The organism is Bradyrhizobium sp. AZCC 2230 (assembly GCF_036924495.1).
GTDB classification, from domain to species: Bacteria; Pseudomonadota; Alphaproteobacteria; order Rhizobiales; family Xanthobacteraceae; genus Bradyrhizobium; species Bradyrhizobium rifense.
On the sequence record NZ_JAZHRS010000001.1, the window covers coordinates 1 to 20,025 of the forward strand.

A 20,025-nucleotide genomic window follows, 5' to 3' on the forward strand; every position below is an offset into this window, starting at 1 on the left:
ATGCTGGCGGGAAAAGTCCAGGCCGGGAGCATGGACGAGATCAAGAAGCGCGGCCTGATTGTTGCCACCGAAGACGACTTTCGTCCATTCGAGTTCATCAAGGACGGAAAGCCGACCGGCTTCGACAATGAACTAATCGAGGATCTGAAGAAATACGCGCCGTTCGAGATCAAGCAGCAAATCCTGCCCTGGACTGGAATTCTGGCCGGCGTCAGCACCGGCAAGTACGACGTCGCCATTACCGCGGCGATCATCACCAAGGAGCGCAAGAAGTCGCTCGATTTCACCAGCCCGATCGCCGATGCCACGCATTATTATGTCAAGCGCAAGGACGACAAGAGCATCTCAGCGATCAAGGACCTCAACGGCAAGATAGTTGGCGTCCAGGCCGGCAGCGCACTGCTCGCACGGCTTACCGAACTCAATGGCATGCTGGAGAAGGAGGGCGGCAAGCTCGGCAAGATCGTCGAATACACCTCTTATCCGGAAGCCTATCAGGATCTTGCACTCGGCCGGGTCGACTACGTCGTCAACACCATCATCAATATCAAGACGCTGGTGGCCGAAAAGCCGGCCGTATTCGAGGTCGGGCAGGCCGTATCCGGACCGTCGTTCCCGGCCTGGGCCGTCGCCAAGGACAATGCCGAGCTTGTGGAATTCCTGAACGGCTTCATCGCCAAGGAAAAGGAAAACGGCAGGTTCGCCGAACTGCAGAGGAAGTGGTTTGGCGAATCCTTTCCCAACCTTCCCGTGAAGTTCGAGCCTGAGTTCTAAGGGTTGGAGCGCACGAAAGCGATCCGCCATGACCGCGGGCGACGTCTTGGCCATTCTTCAGGGTGCTGTCACGACAGTGACACTGTCCGTGATCGGCATCCTGATCGGCCTGCCGATCGGGCTCGGCCTGGCATTGATACGCTGGGCCAATGTCCCGGTCGTGGCCAGGGTGGTTACCGTCTATGTCAGTTGCCTGCGCGCGACGCCGCTGGTCACGTTATTGCTCCTGTTGTTTTTCGCGTTGCCGAATATCGGAATTCCCATCGATCCGATCTCGGCGGCGATTCTCGCGCTCGTCATGAATACCTCCGCCTTCAATTGCGAGGTGTGGCGCGCATCATTGGCGAACTTTCCCAGAGATCAATACGAGGCGGCACAATCAGTCGGGATGGGGGCGGCTTTGAGGTTTCGCCGCATTGTGCTGCCGCAGATCGTCAGGGTCAGTCTGCCGGGGCTTGTCAATGAAATGTCACTCCTGATCAAGGTGACGCCGGTCCTTGCGGTGGTCGGTGTCGTCGATATCACACGGGCTGCGGTGCGGATCGGGGCGGAGACTTACGAACCTCTGCCTCCGTTTTTGGTGGCGGTCGCGCTCTACGCGCCGATCGTATTTGTGCTGGTCTATCTGCAGCGCTGGATCGAGCGCCGCCAGGTGGCCGCCGAGGCGGCGGCATGATCCACGATTTCGGCATCGTTTGGACCGAACGTGGCCTGTTGCTCAGCGGGCTCGCCAACACCACAATCCTGTCAGTGCTGGCGGGCGTTGCCGCGCTCCTGCTCGGGTTCGCGCTGACGCCAGCGCTGATGTCAAAATATCGGCCGGTGGCTTGGGCCGCGAGGTGCTTCGTCGACAGTATGCGGTGCGTGCCGTTCCTGCTGTTCGCCTATATCGTTTATTACGGCTTTCCGTCCTTCGGCGTCCGGCTGGACAACTGGACTTCGGGCCTGGTGGCTCTTACGATCTACAACGCAGCCTATATGGCCGAAATTCTGCGCGGCGCCTGGATGGCACAACCGCGGGAGCCGGTCGAGGCCGGCATTGCCTTTGGCTTCTCCGATATCAAGCTGTTCCGCCGCATCATTCTGCCGCCCTTGCTTCTCGCCGCCGGGCCTGTGATCGGCAACCAGGTCATCCAGATCATCAAGGACAGCGCCTTCCTGACCATCATCGCGCTGCCGGAACTCACCCATGCCGCGAGTTCGATCCAGTCACGTCACTATGTTCCGTTTGCGGCCTTTATCACCGCCGTGTTTCTCTATTGGGGTCTCTGCCTGCTGATCGAGGCCGGAGTCGGTGGAATTGGTCGTGCCGCAGATGTGCGGCGCTAGGGGAGGCCATGTCGGACGCGAGCAAGGTTTTGGACGTCGCCGGTGTGTCGAAGTCCTTCGGCGACACCGAGGTGTTGTCCGATGTCAGTTTCAAGGTCGACAAGGGCGAAACGGTGTGCGTGCTCGGTCCCTCGGGTTCCGGCAAGTCGACGCTGCTCCGCTGCATCAACTGGCTCGAGCGACCCAATGCCGGGCAGATTTACCTGAATGGCGCGCAGGTCGGCGTCAGCGGGGCCGGCGTCGTGATGGGCGATCGTGAGCTGTCGCAGATCAGAACCCGTATCGGCATGGTGTTCCAGCATTTCGCATTGTGGCCGCACCTGACCGTCCTGCAAAACCTGATGGAAGCGCCGGTCCAGGTGCAGCACCGGCCGAAGGCGGAAGTGCGCGACGAGGCACTCGCGCTGCTCGCAAAGGTCGGACTTCTTGAGAAGCAGAGCGCCTTTCCGGCAAAATTGTCCGGCGGACAAAAGCAGCGCGTCGGCATCGCCCGGGCGCTGGCGATGCGGCCGGACTTGCTGCTGTTCGACGAGCCGACCAGTGCGCTGGATCCCGAACTGGTCGGCGAAGTGCTCCTGGTGATGCGCGACCTGGCACGCGAGGGCCGGACCATGGTGATCGTAACGCACGAAATGGCGTTCGCGCGCGAAGCCGCAACGCGCATTCTGTTTCTCGACCGGGGCCATGTCATCGAGACCGGCCCGCCGGATCGCTTCTTTTCAAACCCGGAAACCGAACGGGCACGGCAGTTCGTGCAACGTTACGCCGGCGACGCCGCCCGGCGGCAGTGACGATCGGACAGGGAGTTCGGCAGCGATGAATGAATCACGGGTAGAAATCCCGGCCCGCCGCGGCAAGGCGGCGCTGGTTGCGGCCGGCCAGACAGTCACCGTCATCAATACGCATGGCGAACAGGTCGTCGACACCTGGGCGTTCAACCGCGCAGATCTCAGCGAGTTTATGTCGAATGAACACACCCGTGCCCACAGCCTTCATCTGATTCCAAGGCCCGGAGATGTGCTGCGAACCAACCACCGCCGTCCAATCATGACGCTGGTCGAGGACACATCGGGCGGCATTCACGACACGCTGATCGCGGCATGCGACAAACATCGCTACGCATTTCTCGGCGTCGAGGGCTACCACGACAACTGCACCGACAATTTATTTTCCGGAATGAAGGAACTAGGGCTCGTGCCGCCGGAGGTGCCGAGCCCGCTCAATCTGTTCATGAACATTCCATGGTCCACCGATGGTACGCTGGATTTCGCGGCGCCGCCGCGGCCGGTGCCCGGCGGATATGTCCGGCTGCGTGCCGAGATGGATCTGGTGATCGCATTTTCGGCCTGCCCGCAGGATATTCTTCCGATCAATGGCAAGGCGGGAAATCCCGTCGAGGCGCATTTCTGGATCGGCTGACGCATCAGCCGGCCAACCATTTTGAGTTGGGAGCAAGCGAATGATCGCCGCAGAGAAAAAGCGAGAGGCCGCGGAAGTCAATCGGCGTCGCTACGAAGAGCTTCGTGCCGCCGGACAGGAAACGACACCCAAAGCGCTTCCCGTGGCGACCGCGCTGGATGGCGCGCCCATCGATCCCGACGCCATCATCAGCCGTGAAGAGGTCGCTGCCGATTGGTACGCGATCGTCCGACTGCGGCGCGGCGAAGCGCTGCGGATCGTCGATTTGTCCGGCCTCTCCAGCGTTTCCATGATCGGCTGGCGTCAGGAAGACTCGTCCGAGCGGATCAATTGTGCTGATACCGTCAAGGTGCAATGGAGCACCGCCGTGTCGAAGGGGAGAGTGATCCTCACCGATATGGGGCGGGTTCTGGTCTCGCTGATCGAGGATACTAGCGGCGCGCACGACATCATGGTTGGCGGTTCGACGCCGGCAACAACGCTTGCCGCTTACGGCGAGGCCTCCCGCAACACCCAGGAGAATTTCATCGCCGGTGCCGCCAAGATCGGGCTGAGCGTACGGGACATTCCGCCCTGCGTGACGTTCTTCGCGCCGGTTTCACTCGACGATAGCGGCCGCTTCGTCTGGAACCAGCAGCGGAAGCGGCCGGGAGATTTCGTCGATTTGCGCGCGGAGATGAATGCAGTTCTGGTGCTGTCGAATTGCGCGCATCCGCTCGATCTTGCGCGGCCGTCGGTATCGCGGCCGGTGACGCTGGTTCGCCATCGCCTGCGGCCTGCCGGAGCGGATGATCCCTGCCGTACCGGTTCGCCCGAAGCCATGCGGGCTTTCGAATTCACCGACCGGCTATACACCTGAGGAGACTCCGATGACTGCCGACGTTTCCAGCTTACCGCGGGATGTCTCCACGGCGATCTATGTCAGCGATATCGCCGCGGAACGGCCCTGGTCGCGCGTGGTCAAGCGCGGGCAGACCTTGCGTATCGTCGACAGCGAGGGCCAGCAGGCGGTGGACGCCCTGCTGTACTGCGCCGAGGATACCGCGGAACGCTACAGCACGCAGGACACGCTGCGTACCCAGGGCTCTGCCTATGTCGAGCTTGGCACGCGACTGATCTCCAACCATGGCCGCGTGATGGCGCGGATCACGGCAGATACCTGCGGACGTCACGACAGTTCGGCCGGATGCTGCTCCTGCGAAAGTAACGCGGTACGTTTCGGCGAGGAGACCAAATACCAGCACGCCTGCCGCGAGAATTTCATCCTGGAACTGTCAAAATACGGCATGACCAAACGCGACATCGTCGCCAACCTGAACTTCTTCATGAACGTGCCGATCAATCCCGATGGCAAATTCACCGTCGTCGATGGCATCTCGGCACCCGGAAACCATGTCGAGGTCACGATGGAGCTCGACGTGATCTTCGTCATCTCCAACTGCCCCCAGGTCAACAATCCATGCAACGGATTCAGTCCGACTCCGATCAGGGTGATCATCTGGGACGAGGATAGGTTCTGACGAGATATCGCCGCGCCGCGGAGCCTCCGTTTCAAGACCTCTCGGTTTGATGGACATGAGACACCTAAGCCCGTGTCGACGATCACTTGACTGGATCGTTCAGGGAATGGTGGGCTGCGTCTCCGTAACGGGCATCCAGCCGGCGTCGCCGCGAATGAACAGTGGGCACCCATAAACCGCACGGACTGCAAGTGGCGGGCACAGCGCCGCGATCGGCGCCTCCCACCGATTGGTTTGCTTCATGGCGACGATCATGCCGGCAACTTCGACGTCGATCTTTTGCAAAAGACGCACAGAAGCAACCGCGGTCGCACCGGTTGATATCGCATCGTCAACCAGCACCACCCGTCGGCCTTCGATCAGGGGCACCAAGTTCGGATCCAGACACAATTGCTTGCCCGCCGCCGGACTCGTAATCGAGGTGACCGGCTCGGACAGCGCATCGTCATACCAGAATTTGCGCGAATACCCGAGGGGGACATAGCGCGACTGTCCGAGCCGTTCGGCCACCAGCGACGCAAAGGCAAGGCCGAGGGTTGGCAGTCCGACAATGATCTCGGCATCGAGTGAGCGCGCCTGCGTGGCCATATGGTCTGCTAGCGCCGCAACAACGCTGCTCGAGGCTTGGTTGGCAATGAGGGACGCGACGGCGTGATTGCCATCGGGTAATCGGCGCAGCGGCAGGGCGAGAGTGCGGCCGCAGGGTAGACGGATCGGATAGCCGAAGCGGTAGGGCGGCGTCGCCGAGAGCCGGGTGGGGATCTCCGGCGTCAGTTCCTGCCAATAGCCGGTTGTAGGCTCGGTGTAAGCTTCATTCGCGGTCATCGTGCTGGAACCACCTGGGCTATGGTTAGAGTCGTTGCATCCCAACGCACGCGACGTATATCGGCGCGAAGCGGCCGGAACTGCAAATCCTCATTACTGTCTTCAACGCTTTCTTCGATTGGTAGTCGTGTGCTCCTGATAGCGGCAGAAACGCCATCGACAGGATCTCGTTAGACCCTGTTGGCTGGAGTAAGCTTCCGAATGCTTCCCGGTCAGTCGAGCGCTCACCAAGTACGGTTGCAGAGCCGCAGCGTGTAGGCGCTCACCCGTAGCAGATTGGACATGATTTGCTAGAGCTAGCTCAAACTTGCCCATGATGGATTGGAGCGAGAGTTCAATATTGTCAGTAGGTTAGAAGACCGCGTGTGCACGACTCGTGCACCAGGAGATCAAGAAAAATCTGTTGTCAGCAAGCGTGGGCGGTTGCGTTTCAGAGTGATGCGGACGTTTGGGTCGGGTACTTGCGCGACTTATGCACATCGACATGCAGCCCCAGTGTCAGCTGAACGTATTGGATGTCTCGACCTCCGTTGTATCGGCAAAGGCGTTCGATGGCGGCAAGAATGTCACGGCCATCGAAGCGGATCGACGTTGTGTTGTTAATGAAAGAAGTGATCTCTGCCCTGAGTGTGGAAGCCGCGCTTCAGCACCGGTTGCTACCACGGCGGGGTTCGTCGTCCGCGATCTTGAGATGCCGATGAAGCGATTCAGCGAGGTTGATGGCGGTGGTCACAGGGGCGCGCATCATCCTCCAGTCATCCAGTGCCTTTCGAACGCCTCGCTGCGGCGTGCGTAGCGCCTAGTTCGCCGTTTGTTTGAGAACCATCATTTTCCAAAGCCTGGGCGATAAAGTTATCCAAGTCAGCAGCGATGCATAAGGCGACGATGATGGCCTTCACCACGAAGTCGGCCCGTTGAACCACCGCGAGAGCTCATCAGGCTCCCGTTGATTTGCACGTCTTGTGCTGCGGCACGTCGTCGCAATGAGAGCGACAGGAACGAAATGGTGACGCGCAACTATCAGTCCATGACGAGGTCCGGAGCGTTGCCGCGTCTAGGAAAAGCATAGCCGCTGATCAGAGTGCTCTCGTTGACTTTCAAATTTCCACAGCGCTGATTTTGAAATTTCCAAGCACCTTTGGAGGGTTTCCAAACGCGGTGCCGGCTGACTCAAGTCGTCGATGATCGAGGCATTCTAATTCGCGGCGCACGCATTTGCGTTGCGGTCGCGATAGCGTCTCTCTAAAGAAGCGATGCAGATCGAGATCAATCCGAAGTTGCCGATAGTGACGAAAGCAACCAGTCGCGAGCGCGAGTCTCGCGGAGGAATTGATTCACGAAAGTTAAACTTCGACCGAACTCGGACGCGGAGAGAGGATCTTCGATCCATGGTCGTTGCGGCCCAAACGTGGAGCTATTGCACGTGGACGACGTGTTGTTGATGGGGAACTTTCTGGAAATGCGGCGTGTAGGTGAGGCTGGGGCGGCAGCTCGCTTTGGTGCGAAATTGCTAAGTGGAGTGGCGTTGCTTGGGTGGTTGGAATCGCCCGCTCGGTCCCAAACAACGCAAGACGTCAACTCGCTCCCGCCCATTACCGTCGATGCCCCGACGCAACGGTCGGTCCGCCGCGCACCGGCGACACGAAGTGCCGTCCGGGTCCGGTCTGCGTCACGCCGCACCTCTACGCCTCATGCTCCGCAACCCGAAACGGTCGCGGTGCAATCGAAGCCGCCGCAGGTCGTGGCCACCTTCGCAGGCGATCAGGTCGCGCGAGGCGGGCGGCTCGGGTTGCTCGGAAACACCGACACAATGAAGTCACCGTTCAACCTGACGAGCTACACGGACAAGTTCATCAGGGATCAGCAGGCGGCGACGGCTGCGGACGCCTTGATCCTCGATCCTTCCGTGCGAAGTTCTCATCCAACGGGCGGCGTGCTGGACTCCTTCAACATTCGCGGCTTCCCAATCAACGAGGGCAACAGTGGTGAGATCGCCTTTGAGGGTCTTTACGGGATCGCGCCGACTTACCGCATCTTCACGGATTACGTCGAGCGCATCGAAGTGCTCAAGGGCCCCTCGGCTGCGTTGTCAGGCATCGCACCCAATGGTGGCGTCGGCGGCGTTATCAACGTTGTGCCAAAGCGCGCTACAGAGGACTTGATCCGTTTCACCGCTGGTTACGGCTCGGCAGCACTGTTCGGCGGCCACTGGGATGTTGCACGGCGCTACGGTGACAGCAAGGAATGGGGCGTGCGCGCCAGTGGCAGCCTGCGCGGCGGCGATACGCCCATTGACCGCCAGTCCGAAACGACGGGTGTCGGATCGCTGGCGCTCGACTATCAGGGCGAGCGGTTCAGGTCTTGGCTTTATCTCGTCGCCCAGACCGATCGGTTCGATGCTCCCTCGCGTTCCTTCCTCATGGCCTCCGATGTACAGGTGCCGAATGCGCCGGACGGTCGATTGAACGTGACGCAACCCTGGGAATGGTCGCGCATCAACGATCAATCTGCCTTGCTGCGCACCGAATATGATGTAAGCGATCAGGTTATGCTGTTCGCCGACGTCGGGGGATCGCGAACCAACGTCGAACGATTCTTCGGTCTACCGACTATCGGCAACACGAGCGGCGACACGACCTCGACGCCCCAGTTCTTCGGACTTAGCATCGATCGAACCACATATGATGGCGGCGTTCGCGCCCGTTTCGATACCGGCGTCGTCCACCATTCCGTCGCCTTCCAGGCCTCAGTTTATCATGATGCACTATACCGGCGCCTGACCAATGGCAGTCTGGTCGCGTCGAACATCTATAATCCGACCGTGGCGCCAACTCAGTTCGCGAACGAGATCGACGGGCGCCCGCGGCTTTCGGACAGTGAACTCACGGGGCTCTCGATTGCCGATACCTTATCCGTGCTCGATGAGCGTGCCCTGTTGACTTTGGGTGTCCGGCGCCAGGGCATCGAGGCGAACAACTATCTCTCCAATGTCGGAACGCTGACGTCGTCCTACGACATGAGCGCGACCACCCCTGTGGTCGGCCTCGTCGTCCGGCCCCTGAACAAAGTCTCTCTGTACGCGAACTACATCGAAGGTCTCAGCCGGGGTGATGTTGCACCGCAGACCGCTTCCAATTTCGGCGAAGTGCTCGCGCCCTACATCGCCAGGCAATATGAGGCCGGCATCAAGGTAGATTTCGGTAGGATCGCAACCACCTTCAGCGCATTCCAGATATCGAAGGCGAGCGGCGAGTTATCGGCCGGGCGCTTCGCGGCGACCGCGGAACAGCAAGTTCGTGGGCTCGAGTTCAACGTCTACGGCGAGCTCATGCCCGATGTTCGTCTCCTGGGAGGCCTTTCGCTGCTGGATGGCACCCTGACGAAGACCGCGGTTGCGGTAAATATCGGCAACACGCCAATCGGCGTTCCGAACGTACAGGCCAATATTGGAGCCGAGTGGGATCTTCCGTGGATGAGAGGGCTCACTTTGAATGGGGCAGTCATCTACACGGGCAAGCAGTTCGTCGATAGCGCGAACAAGCAGACGATCCCGGATTGGACGCGGCTCGATCTCGGTGCCCGCTACACGACGGCGATTAACGGCAGGAAGACGGTTTTCCGCGCGAACATCCAGAATGTGACCGGTACGCAGTACTGGTCCAGCGTGGCTTCATTCGGAACGTTCTTCCTGGGAGCACCGCGCACGTATCTCCTGTCGATGACCGTCGACATGTAATCGCTGCTCTTACCGCTTGGTAAGGCGGTTCATGAACGGATGCTGCTGACAAGAATCAGGCTGGTCGATATGCAAGTATGCCTCCTTTCGCCAAAATGCTTGATCCCGACAGAAGAGATCGATCCCGACAGGATGGCAGAGGTGCAGGCGCAAATCCTCTGCGCGGGCTGCTGGATTGTTCCGATCACGGCGGAGAAGGATGTCCTCTGCGTGATGGACGGTCATCACCGGCTGGCAATCGCACACCGCCTGCAATTGCCGCTGATGTCGGTGATTCTCCCGGACTACACCGCAGTGCGGGTGGAGAGTTGGCGCCCGGATGAGACGATCACGCCTGCGGGCATCCTCGCGATGGCGCGCAGTGGCCGAAAATTTCCCTGCAAGACGACGCGGCATATTTTCGATCAAGGCCTGCCCAACTGCAACCTGCCACTAGAGAGCTTGCACCTTCTTGCTCCGACAGAACGTGCTGCGGGCTATGTCAAAGGGGCGCGGTTGTGACCGCGCATTGCCACAAACCCGGCGTGGAGCTCTCACCGATTCTGCGGCCAAACACGGTGGAGCTGTTGGCGGGCAACGGCCCGGTGCTGATCAATTGGGTCGCCCGACATGGGTCCCCTGTCAATCTGATCTGGCCCGATGAGTTGCAGACGAATCTCGCCACACTCAGAGGCGTTTTGCGAGAAAGCAGTGTCGCAAGCGCGATCTATTACGGAGCGAAAGTCAACAAATCTCCCGCCCTGTTGGCCGCAGCTCTGCGTGCAGGGGCGGGCGTTGACGTCTCAAGCCAATATGAGTTGCGAGATGCCAGACAGCTCGGTGCCGACGGCTCACAACTTGTGGCGACCGGCCCGGCGAAGACGGCGGCGTTCCACAAAGAGCTCGTCGACTGCAACGCTCTGATATCGGTGGATTCGCCAGAAGAACTCGAGGATCTGATCCGCCAGCTTCCCGCAGACGGCCCGGTTCAGCCGGTGCTGCTGCGTTTGCGTCCCGTCAATCAGGAGCGAAGTCGCTTCGGCATGACCGCGGCTTCCACCCAGCATTGCCTGTCGCGCATTGCTGGCGAAAACAGGTTGCGCTTTGACGGGCTGCACTTCCATCTGAGTGGCTATAGTTGGGAATCTCGGGCGCAAGCGATTAGAGAAGCCGCCGGCCTGATCAATGAAGCCCGCGCGCGAGGTTTTACGCCGCGCATGATCGATATTGGGGGCGGGCTGCCGATCCAATATGTTGATCAGCGCGCGTATCAGGCGCACCTTGATGCACAGATGCCCGAGGACTACCGCACCGGGAAGGTGCCGGCTTCGTTCTATCCTTACGGGGGAGGGCTTTCCGCGGCCGAGTGGCTACGCTGCCTGCTGCGCGCACCGATGGCCGATGGCCGCAGCCTCGCGAACTATCTTGTCCATGAGGGGCTGGTGCTGGGGATGGAGCCCGGGCGAGCACTGGCCGATCAGGCCGCGATTTCCGTCTTCCGGGTGTTGCGTGTGAAAGCGGTTGGCCCGGATGCCCATGTCATCTTCGTCGAAGGCAGCAGCTTCAGCGCTTGCGAAACCTGGTTTGGCTCCGAATACCTCGTCGATCCCATCCTGGTGCCGGCCACATCGTCGTCGGTCGCGACAAAATCTATCCGAGGTTATCTGGCGGGCCATAGCTGCCTGGACGAGGACGTCCTAAGCAATCGATGGCTCACCTTTCCCATCGCTCCGCGATCGGGAGATCTTCTGGTTTACGCCAACACCGGCGGTTACCAGATGGACCTCCTTGAAAACGAATTCCATCGCCATCCGATGCCGAGCCGCCTTTGCGTGGTTCAGGATACAAAAGGCCAACCAACGCTCGTTCCCGACACGATAGGAGAGGCACAATGCTCTGCACGACCGTAAGCCAGTTGATCGGCCAGACGCCGGTGATGCCAATTGCCGTACCCAACAGCGATGCGACGCTCGTGCTGAAGCTTGAAAAGAACAATCCGGGCGGCTCCATGAAGGACCGCATGGCGCGAAGCATGGTGCTTGCCGCGCTTCACGATGGGCGGCTCGCACCGGGCGGCACGATCGTCGAATCGTCGTCCGGGAACACCGGGATTGGACTGGCGATAGCCGCCCTGGAAATGGGCCTGCGCTTCATCGCCGTTGTCGATCATCACGCCGCGCCTGACAAGATCCGTACGATGCGTGCCTTGGGCGCGGAAATTCGTTATGTCGAAGGCGACTATCGGGAGGACGAGGTCGCGGTGGTGGAGCGCCAACGGCTGGCCGCCCAACTCGGTGCTCAGCTTCCTGATGCGTTGTTCATGAACCAGTCCGACAATCCGGCAAACCCGGATGGCTACGCCGGTTTCGTTGACGAGCTCCTTGCACAGCTTCCAGAAGGCGTCGACGCCTTTGTCGGCTGTGTCGGCACTGGCGGGTCAATGACGGGTATCGCCCAGCGTCTGAAGCGGGTTAATCCTGCTGTCCGGACGATCGCTGTGGAACCGGCCGGCTCGATCGTGTTCGGCAAGCCCGGCCATCCCTACTACCAGTCGGGCACGGGAACGCCCGCGGGCGACGACGTCGGCAAGGTGCTCGACTACGGATGCATCGATGAAGGGGTACAGGTTACCGACACCCAAGCCTTCGAAACAGCACGTTTCATCGCGCGGCGCTACGGGCTTTTGATCGGAGGCTCGACCGGCGGCACGATCTACAAGGCGCTGGAATTCATTGCGGCCGGCAAGCTGTCCGGCACGGTGGTCACGCCCGTTGCCGACGGTGGCGAGAAATATCTCGGTTCGGTCTTCGACGATGAATGGATGGCCAATCGCGATTTGCTGGATTCGACAATCGCCGCACAGCTCGACGCCTGGTTACCGGGTAGGGCGCGCGCAGCATGAAGGTGACGATCTGCGGCGCAGGGCGCACCGGGCATCTGAATGCCGTGCTCTTCAAGCAGCATCCAGGCATCACCGTTTCGGTGCTGACGGGAGCGGCAGCCGTTGCCGGCCGGTGGACGAACGGAGACGGTGTTTGGCGGGCCCACACACCGGACGGCAACGTCTTGAGCGGGCGGCCAGACTATGTCGGCACCGATCCGCGCGAGGCGCTCATCAACACGGACATGGTGATCGTAACGCAGCCGGCCCACGCGCGGCCTGCGCTTCTCCACGCTTTCGCGCGGCATCTCCCCCGGGACAAGCGCGTCTACGTCGGTGCTATTCCTGGCTTTTGTGGCTTCAACTGGCTGGCAGCCAAATCCCTTTCGAGCGCAGATAATGTGGTGATCTGGGGCATGAAGGACGTGCCCCATACGGCGTTCGACCTGGTGCCGGGTGAGCAGGTGCGCATGGGAGGGGCCAAATCTCAGCTCTTTGTAGCGCTTCATCGCCGCGAGAGCGCTGCGAGCGGCACCAGGCTCCAGGCGATGTTGCGCCGCCTTTATGAAGCCTCCGTCACCTTGTTGCAGGACTATCTGGAAATCACGCTGACGCCGGGCAACGCGCTCATGCATCCCGCCGTGCTCTATGCGTTGGTCGGCCCCGGCGCCCCCTGGGAAAGCAAGCCCTTTGACCGTCCCCTTTGCTGGTGGAGTGATTGCCCGCGCGCTGGCGCCGAATTGCTAGAGGCGTGCGATGCGGAAAACCAGGCAATTCGCCATGCGGTCGAGTTGCGCCTGGGCATTGATCTGAGTTCGGTGAAGCCGCTCCGACAGGAATTGATCGAGGCTTATGGCAGCCAGATCGAGGACAACCGGACCATGTATGCGCTATTGCGAACCAACCGTGCTTACGCCGGCATTCATGCCCCACTTGTTCCCAATCCGGACGGGCCGGGCCTTGTCATCGATCGCGCAAGTCGCGCTTTCCACGAAGACATAGCCTTCGGACAAGCACTGCTCGTGGAATTGGCCGCGCGGCTTGAAGTGGCAACTCCCGCTATCACGAAAACCTACGACTGGGCGCTCAACTACCACGGCGGGTTCACCGAGGGTGCGCCGGCCTGTTTGCCCGCCAATTGGCCGGAGGCAGCGTAATGGACAAGAGGATGAGGATGTCTTCTTCAGCAGACGCCGAAGCTCCGGAGCATGCCGCGCAGCTTTGGTTGGCCGCATCATGCAATGCGCTCGCGCGGTTGGTCCGCTGCCTGTTCGCCGAGCGTCTTCTTGTACCGGACGCATTATTGTGGTCGCGCGACGGCAACCAGGCATGGCTCCCCCTTTGGCAATCACGCCGGGTCCTGCATTTCGCCGACCTGCGTCGTGCGCCTGGCGGAACATTGCAAAATCGTGGTCCTGTCGAAGTACTGGACGAGACCGGCGCTCGATACCGGATCGATGATCCCGCCGACCTCGTCCGGGAGGTCGTGCCTGCCTTGATGATCTCGCCCGCGTCGGACGGCGTCCAGCATCTGATACGCGACGTCGAGGACAGTATTCGCAACGACATCCTGGCGCGCCGTCACCGGGAGCACTGGAGCGCTGAGCTGCGAGGGAAAGTGGTCGAGGCAGGCGGTCAGGGATTCCTCGCATATCTGGCAAAAAACCTGCCGCCGCATCTGGCGGCCATGACTCTCGATCAGTGGGGTGCGCTGGAAGGTCACCCCTTCTATCCGACATGGAAGGCCAAACCCGACCTGTCGCCCGAGGATGTCGCGGCTTTATCACCCGAGTTTGGTGCTCGCGTGCGCGTTCGAATCGCAGCGCTGCGCAGGGAATGGTCCTATGTGGAGAAGATGCCGCATGTCGGCAGCTATTCGGAATGGTTCTCACAAAACTTCCCGGAGCTCTGGCGAGACTGGGCTGCAGGTTTGAGTAAACGCGGAAAGTCTCCTGAGGACTGGCTGCCTCTGCCGGTCCACATCTGGCACCTAGAAAATTTCTTGCGCCGTGAATTCGCTTCCGAGATAACTTCCGGGGTTTTCGATCCGGACGGCCCGGAGGTCGTGACGCTGCCGTCAATGTCATTCCGCACAATGCTGCCGGACACACAGGAATCGAGGCCCTTTATCAAGCTGCCGGTGGCGATCTGGATGACCAGCGAACAGCGCACTCTGCAGGCCAAGTCGATCCACATGGGGCCGCGTCTCAGCACCCTGATTTCCGATATTCTGTCGAAAGAGAGGGATATCTCCGACAGATTGGAGATCTTTACCGAGGAACTGGGTGCTATCCTGCGCCACCCCGCAACGGGCGACGAGCATCCCGGCCGCTTTCTTTCGGTCGTCTACCGCAACCCAGACGCTCTGGCGCGAAATGATGGACTGTTGCCGGTCACCGTAGCGTCACTCTTGACGGGAAGCCCGGTCGATAATCGCCCGCTCATTTGCGAATTGATCGCGAGAAACGGCGATGAAGGCGAAGCAGCGGTATCTGCGTTCTTCCGCGCTTATGTAGCGACTGTCCTCCGGCCAACGCTCGCGATGTACCTGCTTTACGGAATTGCCTTCGAGGCGCATCAGCAAAACAGTACGATCCTGTTCGACGAAATCGGCCGCCCGCGAAAACTGCTGATCCGCGATTTCGGCGACGGCCGCAGTTTTGCGCCCCTGTTGCGGGAGCGAGGGCATCAACTCAAGCCCTTCGCGCGCACAGGAATCCTACCCACCACATTTGATGACGATATCGGTCTCGTGCGCTCATTCGTCATCGACGCCTGCCTCGTCTGCCACCTTCATGAGGTCGCCCTGTGCCTCGACGAACATTATACACCGTCGGACACAAGCCTTTGGCGCATCCTGCGGGAAGAGACCGAGGCAGCTTTCGACGCGCTCAGGCCGCGCATGTTGTCGGACGCGTTCTGGCTGGAGGAACGCAAGGCCTTTCTTGAGAAACCCTGGCCGAGCCGCTCGGTGCTGCGGATGCATCTGGAGCGTTACCGCGACTATCGCCTTGAGCACGAGCTGCCAAATCCACTGGCGGGAGCGGAATGACAAACGATTCCGCCGCGGTTCGCGGCTTCGGACCTGTTTTTGTTTTGCTGTTCGGCCTGCAATTCATTTCCATGGGGGCGATGGAAATGAGTGGCCCATTCTGGCCGATCCAAATCAAAGTACTGAGCCCTTCCGACAGCGTCTTCGGACTCGTAAGTGTTGGTGTCTACGTTGGCCCGATGATTGGCATGGCACTGACCAGCACCTTCTGGGGGCGGGTTGGCGATCGCTACGGCAATCGACTGATGATGGTCCGGGCGCTCGGCGGACTGGCGGTCACGCAACTCCTTGTGGCTATTGCGCAGGATGTCTGGACAATCATGGCGCTGCGTCTCTTGCAGGGCTCCTGCGCCGGCTTTATCGCCCCAGCGCAGGCCTATGGCGTGCAGATCACCGGTGGTAAGGATCGCGCAAGCCTCTTCGCTTGGCTTCAGGTTGCGACCAATTTGGGCTCGCTGGCCGGCGCTTTCCTGGGCGGGCTCATTCTCGATCGCTTCCCCTTTGCCGCAGTCAATCTGACGGCCGGGGTAATCTGTGCGCTGTGCGCCGCCGTTGGCTGGTCGAGCCTGCCCGTACCGGCGCTGGGAGCTGTTGCCGCCAATCGCGGAAGCGCACCGATCGCAAAACCTACTGCGTCGACCGGCGTTCCGATCGCAGCTCTCTTAGCCTTGATGGGGATTCAGCTCGCGAGCCGCATGGTTCTGCAGGTTCCTTTCGCACTGTACATGACCGAGGTATTTGGCGCCCGGTACTGGGCCGCCGGCCTCACTTACGGGCTGCAGGCGTGCGGCTTTGTCGTGGCCGCGCCGCTATGGGCGCGCCTCTTCGAGAGTCGAGCGCCATCCTATGTGCTGGGTGGCAACGTGCTCATTTCGGCCGCATGCGTTTTGGTTACGCAACTGGCGGGCAGCAGCGGCTCCGTTGCCGTATTCGCGCTCCTGTATTTTATCTGGGGCGCGCTTCTTGGGGGGACGACTCCGGTCCTTCTTGCGCTCATTTCGGTAGCCGTGGCCAATGATCGGCAAGGTTCGGTTCTGGGCCTCGCGCAAACTTCCCAACAGATCGCTTCCGCGAGCGGCATCATTGCCGGCGTCGGCGTCACGCAGCTCTTTGGTCTTGAAGCGGCGTTCCCGCTCGTTGCCACGCTCTACGCCCTGTCATTCTTGTCGGCGCTCGGCATCTGGCTCAAGATTGCGCACCGCAAGGGAAGCTGGGTATGACGGATCACCGATCGCTTCTGCATGCTGCGGTGAGGGCTCTTGTCCTGATCGGTTTGCATCCAATAGCAGCATTTGCCGGCGACCCTGGTCTGACACAGACACAAGCGCCGCTTACCTTGAGTGATATCGCGGGCCGTCAGGTGACGCTTAACGCGCCCGTCAAGCGCATGCTTCTGGGCGAAGGCCGGCAGCTCTATCTCATCGCCTCGCTCGAGCCCAAAAATCCCTTGGCCCACGTGGTTGCCTGGCGCACCGATCTGATCGCGGCCGATCCGGCCACTTACGCGCAGTATCTCGAAGTGTTTCCCGAGCTATCGAAGCTCCCTTCCTTTAAGGGTCAGGAGGACAGCCTGATCGACATCGAATCGGCGATCATCCAGAAGCCGGATGTGGTGCTGCTCAACCTTGAAGCCATGGAGGCCAACAAGGACGCCAACTACATCGAGAAGCTCGCGGCGCTGAACATACCGGTGCTCTATATCGATTTTCGCCACCGTCCCCTGGAAAACACCGAGCCGACCATTCGGCTCTTGGGCAGGATCATGGGGCGCGAGGCGCGTGCGGAGGAGATCATCGCGTTCCGCCGCCAGGCCATGGCCGCGGTTGCCGATATCCTCGCCGCCAAACAACCGAAACGCCCCAATGTGTTCGTCGAACGGATCGGTGGCTACTCGCAGGATTGCTGCCTGTCTTTCGGCGCGGAGAATTTCGGCAAATATGTCGAACTGGCCGGTGGCCATAACATCGGCAGCGATATCATTCCGTCGACCTTCGGGCAGATCAGTCCCGAACAGGTCATCGTCGCAAATCCCGAACATGTGGTGGTGACCAGCGCCGATTGGAAAGCCTACGTGCCCGGTGGCCACTGGATTCCGCTTGGACCAGGGGCAGACCCCCAGGTGACGCGCAAAAAGCTCGAATGGTTCGCTACTCGCGAGGCCTATACCGGTATCGCGGCAAAGAAGACGCTGAACTTTCACGGCATTTGGCACCAGTTCTACAACAGCCCATACGAATTCGTCGCCATTCAACAATTCGCGAAGTGGTTCCACCCCGACCTATTCGTCGATCTGGACCCCAATGCAACCTTTGCCGAGTACCATCGCCGCTTCCTGCCCATAGGCTACCGCCCCGGCTACAGCGTCAGCCTTTCGGACAGCCCGTGATGACGAATGACGACACTGAAACACTGCCCTTAGTCGGACGCGATGCCTATCAAGCGCTCAGCGCCAGACGGCGGATCGTTCTGCTGATGCTGGTGGTTGGGGGTTGCATCGCATTGGTCGGCGACCTTTCGACCGGACCGGCAAGCTATGGGCTTGGGGACGTTGTGCGCGCGCTCGTTCTGCCAGCGGAGGCGGATGCGCAGACGCGCGTCATTGTTTGGTCGATCCGCATGCCGTCGGCTCTTATGGGCGTCGTGGTCGGTATGGCACTTGCCATCGGCGGTGCCCAGATGCAGACCATCCTGAACAATCCGCTGGCGAGCCCGTTCACACTGGGCATTTCCGCTGGTGCAAGCTTCGGCGCGGCCCTGGCGCTAGCCTTCGGCGTCGCGCTGATTCCGATGGCAAACGATTACATCGTCGCGGCCAATGCATTCGTCGTGGCCATGGCAACCGCCTTCCTGATCCATTTGGCAAGCCTTCGGCGTGGAGCCTCGATCCAGATGATCGTGCTTTTGGGCATAGCGCTGGTCTTCAGTTTCAATACGGCGCTCGCGATCATCCAATATTTCGCGGCCGAACAGGCGGTCGGGGCCATCGTCTTCTGGACCATGGGCAGCCTCACCAAGGCAACATGGCCAAAGCTTGCCATCACTGCGCTCGTCGTGGGTCTGACGTTGCCGGTCTTTTTGCGCCGCCGGTGGCAATTGACGGCCTTGCGTCTTGGTGAGGCGCGTGCAACGAGCTTCGGCATTCCCGTGCAGCGCCTGCGGCTCGAAACCCTGATCCTTGTCGCCCTCTTGTCGGCAATCCCGGTCGCGTTCGTCGGCACAATCGGTTTTATCGGCCTCGTAGGTCCACACATCGCCCGCATGATGGTCGGTGAAGACCAACGCTTCTTGCTGCCCGCCAGCGCGCTGACTGGCGCGCTGATTATGTCGGTCAGCTCCATCCTGACCAAAATCGTCGTTCCCGGCGCTGTCCTGCCGATCGGCATCGTCACTTCGGCGATCGGACTGCCGGTCTTCCTCTATCTGATCCTGAAAGGCGGAAGAGACATATGGTAGTGCTGAGCACGCATCGTCTCGGCGCCTGCTTCGGATCACGCCAGGTCCTGCGTGATGTGACGCTTCCGCCCTGTTATGGCGGCGAGGTGGTGGCCGTCATTGGGCCGAATGCTGCAGGCAAGTCGACGCTGTTCCGGCGCCTGGCAGCCATTCTTCCCGGGCCCGGCGAGTGCCGGTTGGAAGGTGTGCGCGATGCAGATCGCGCCGTCGCCTACATGCCTCAGGATCAATCGGCGAGCGCAGTGCTGACCGTCTTCGAATCCGTCCTTCTTGCGCGCAAGCAGGTCAGCTGCTGGCGTCTGGAGAGGTCTGATCTGGTGGCGGTGGGTCAAGCGCTGGCAGCACTCGATATCGGCGAGCTTGCCAATGAAATCCTCTCCGAGCTGAGCGGCGGACAGCGCCAGCTCGTCGGGCTGGCCCAATGTCTCGTGCGCGGACCGCAGGTGCTGCTCTTGGACGAGCCGACCAGCGCGCTGGACATGCACCGTCAGTTGGAAGCGATGCGGCAGGTGCGCAGCCTTGCGCATGACGACGGTATGCTCGTGCTGATCGCGCTGCACGATCTCAACGTGGCACTGAAATTCGCCGACAAGGTCGCTATCCTCTTTGATGGAACGTTGCACGATTTCGGCACGGCGGCCGGCGTCTTGACGCCGGAAAACCTTGCCGCAACCTTTCGCATTGGGGCCCGTGTCGAATTCTGTTCGCAGGGCAAGCCGCATTTGATCGTCGACGACGCGATCTGAGACCGCACGCTTCAGGGCTGGCCAGAAGTCCGTCGTAAAGGACAACTTGATGCAAAGGTAACGAAAGGTGCTTGGAGGTCGGCTGACACTTGGTTCGAAGTTTGCTCGGACCGCCTCTAGTTGGCTCAAGCTAGTTCAAACTGGCTCATGATGGATTGGAGCGAGAGTTCTGGCGTTTCAATCGGTTAGAGGGTTGCGTGTGCACGACGTGTGCACCGGGAGATCAGGAATAATCTTGTGACAGCCAGCGTAAGCAAGCCTTTTGAAGTGGGTAGGGACGGTCGAGGAAGGCGCCACTCTCCACGCATTCG

At 60.6% G+C, this 20,025-nt stretch carries 19 protein-coding genes; 18 read left to right on the forward strand and 1 reads right to left on the reverse strand.

Annotated features, from left to right (window positions below; translation table 11 throughout):
- The 7 genes from V1280_RS00005 to V1280_RS00035 form a co-directional block, all read left to right on the forward strand.
- The coding region (locus V1280_RS00005; RefSeq protein ID WP_334517863.1) for a transporter substrate-binding domain-containing protein at positions 1-774 on the forward strand (774 nt) is incomplete at its 5' end.
- A 28-nt stretch (positions 775-802) separates the two neighbouring features.
- Positions 803-1,450, forward strand: a complete 648-nt coding sequence (locus V1280_RS00010; protein ID WP_334517865.1) for an amino acid ABC transporter permease — start codon at positions 803-805, stop codon at positions 1,448-1,450.
- Positions 1,447-2,103: an amino acid ABC transporter permease gene (locus V1280_RS00015; RefSeq protein WP_334517867.1), complete on the forward strand. Its 657-nt coding sequence runs from the start codon at positions 1,447-1,449 to the stop codon at positions 2,101-2,103. The genes V1280_RS00010 and V1280_RS00015 overlap by 4 nt, the downstream gene beginning before the upstream one ends.
- 8 nt (positions 2,104-2,111) lie before the next feature.
- Positions 2,112-2,894, forward strand: a complete 783-nt coding sequence (locus V1280_RS00020; protein WP_334517869.1) for an amino acid ABC transporter ATP-binding protein — start codon at positions 2,112-2,114, stop codon at positions 2,892-2,894.
- Between the two features lie 25 nt (positions 2,895-2,919).
- The gene (locus tag V1280_RS00025; protein WP_334517871.1) at positions 2,920-3,522 is read left to right on the forward strand and encodes an urea carboxylase-associated family protein; all 603 of its coding nucleotides are present in this window, start codon (positions 2,920-2,922) and stop codon (positions 3,520-3,522) included.
- Positions 3,523-3,562: 40 nt separating this feature from the next.
- A complete protein-coding gene (locus tag V1280_RS00030; RefSeq protein ID WP_334517872.1) occupies positions 3,563-4,381 on the forward strand; it encodes an urea amidolyase associated protein UAAP1 in 819 nt (272 codons plus the stop codon).
- A 10-nt stretch (positions 4,382-4,391) separates the two neighbouring features.
- Positions 4,392-5,042: an urea amidolyase associated protein UAAP2 gene (locus V1280_RS00035; protein ID WP_334517874.1), complete on the forward strand. Its 651-nt coding sequence runs from the start codon at positions 4,392-4,394 to the stop codon at positions 5,040-5,042.
- Positions 5,043-5,141: 99 nt separating this feature from the next.
- Here V1280_RS00035 and V1280_RS00040 read toward each other — a convergent pair whose 3' ends face one another.
- On the reverse strand, positions 5,142-5,867 hold the full coding sequence (locus V1280_RS00040) for a phosphoribosyltransferase (RefSeq protein WP_334517876.1): 726 nt from the start codon (positions 5,865-5,867) through the stop codon (positions 5,142-5,144).
- A 472-nt stretch (positions 5,868-6,339) separates the two neighbouring features.
- Between V1280_RS00040 and V1280_RS00045 the strand changes: the two genes are divergently transcribed.
- The 11 genes from V1280_RS00045 (at position 6,340) to V1280_RS00095 (ending at position 19,714) form a co-directional block, all read left to right on the forward strand.
- The gene (locus V1280_RS00045; RefSeq protein ID WP_334517878.1) at positions 6,340-6,663 is read left to right on the forward strand and encodes a hypothetical protein; all 324 of its coding nucleotides are present in this window, start codon (positions 6,340-6,342) and stop codon (positions 6,661-6,663) included.
- Between the two features lie 663 nt (positions 6,664-7,326).
- Positions 7,327-9,603, forward strand: a complete 2,277-nt coding sequence (locus tag V1280_RS00050; RefSeq protein ID WP_442895214.1) for a TonB-dependent receptor — start codon at positions 7,327-7,329, stop codon at positions 9,601-9,603.
- A 69-nt stretch (positions 9,604-9,672) separates the two neighbouring features.
- Positions 9,673-10,104, forward strand: a complete 432-nt coding sequence (locus V1280_RS00055; RefSeq protein ID WP_334538081.1) for a hypothetical protein — start codon at positions 9,673-9,675, stop codon at positions 10,102-10,104.
- Positions 10,101-11,492, forward strand: a complete 1,392-nt coding sequence (locus V1280_RS00060) for a Y4yA family PLP-dependent enzyme (RefSeq protein WP_334517881.1) — start codon at positions 10,101-10,103, stop codon at positions 11,490-11,492. The genes V1280_RS00055 and V1280_RS00060 overlap by 4 nt, the downstream gene beginning before the upstream one ends.
- Complete coding sequence (locus V1280_RS00065; RefSeq protein ID WP_334517883.1) at positions 11,474-12,484, forward strand: PLP-dependent cysteine synthase family protein; 1,011 nt, start codon at positions 11,474-11,476, stop codon at positions 12,482-12,484. Before V1280_RS00060 ends, V1280_RS00065 begins: the two co-directional genes overlap by 19 nt.
- On the forward strand, positions 12,481-13,620 hold the full coding sequence (locus tag V1280_RS00070) for an NAD/NADP octopine/nopaline dehydrogenase family protein (protein WP_334517885.1): 1,140 nt from the start codon (positions 12,481-12,483) through the stop codon (positions 13,618-13,620). Before V1280_RS00065 ends, V1280_RS00070 begins: the two co-directional genes overlap by 4 nt.
- A 17-nt stretch (positions 13,621-13,637) precedes the next feature.
- Positions 13,638-15,515: an IucA/IucC family protein gene (locus V1280_RS00075; RefSeq protein ID WP_334517887.1), complete on the forward strand. Its 1,878-nt coding sequence runs from the start codon at positions 13,638-13,640 to the stop codon at positions 15,513-15,515.
- Positions 15,512-16,735, forward strand: coding sequence for an MFS transporter (locus V1280_RS00080; RefSeq protein WP_334517888.1), 1,224 nt, complete (start codon positions 15,512-15,514; stop codon positions 16,733-16,735). The genes V1280_RS00075 and V1280_RS00080 overlap by 4 nt, the downstream gene beginning before the upstream one ends.
- Positions 16,732-17,901 carry an ABC transporter substrate-binding protein gene (locus V1280_RS00085; RefSeq protein WP_334517890.1) on the forward strand — a complete coding sequence of 390 codons (1,170 nt, stop codon included), beginning with the start codon at positions 16,732-16,734 and terminating at the stop codon, positions 17,899-17,901. Before V1280_RS00080 ends, V1280_RS00085 begins: the two co-directional genes overlap by 4 nt.
- Positions 17,901-18,968: a FecCD family ABC transporter permease gene (locus V1280_RS00090; RefSeq protein WP_334517892.1), complete on the forward strand. Its 1,068-nt coding sequence runs from the start codon at positions 17,901-17,903 to the stop codon at positions 18,966-18,968. The genes V1280_RS00085 and V1280_RS00090 overlap by 1 nt, the downstream gene beginning before the upstream one ends.
- Positions 18,962-19,714: an ABC transporter ATP-binding protein gene (locus V1280_RS00095; RefSeq protein ID WP_334517894.1), complete on the forward strand. Its 753-nt coding sequence runs from the start codon at positions 18,962-18,964 to the stop codon at positions 19,712-19,714. The genes V1280_RS00090 and V1280_RS00095 overlap by 7 nt, the downstream gene beginning before the upstream one ends.
- Positions 19,715-20,025 lie beyond the last annotated feature (311 nt).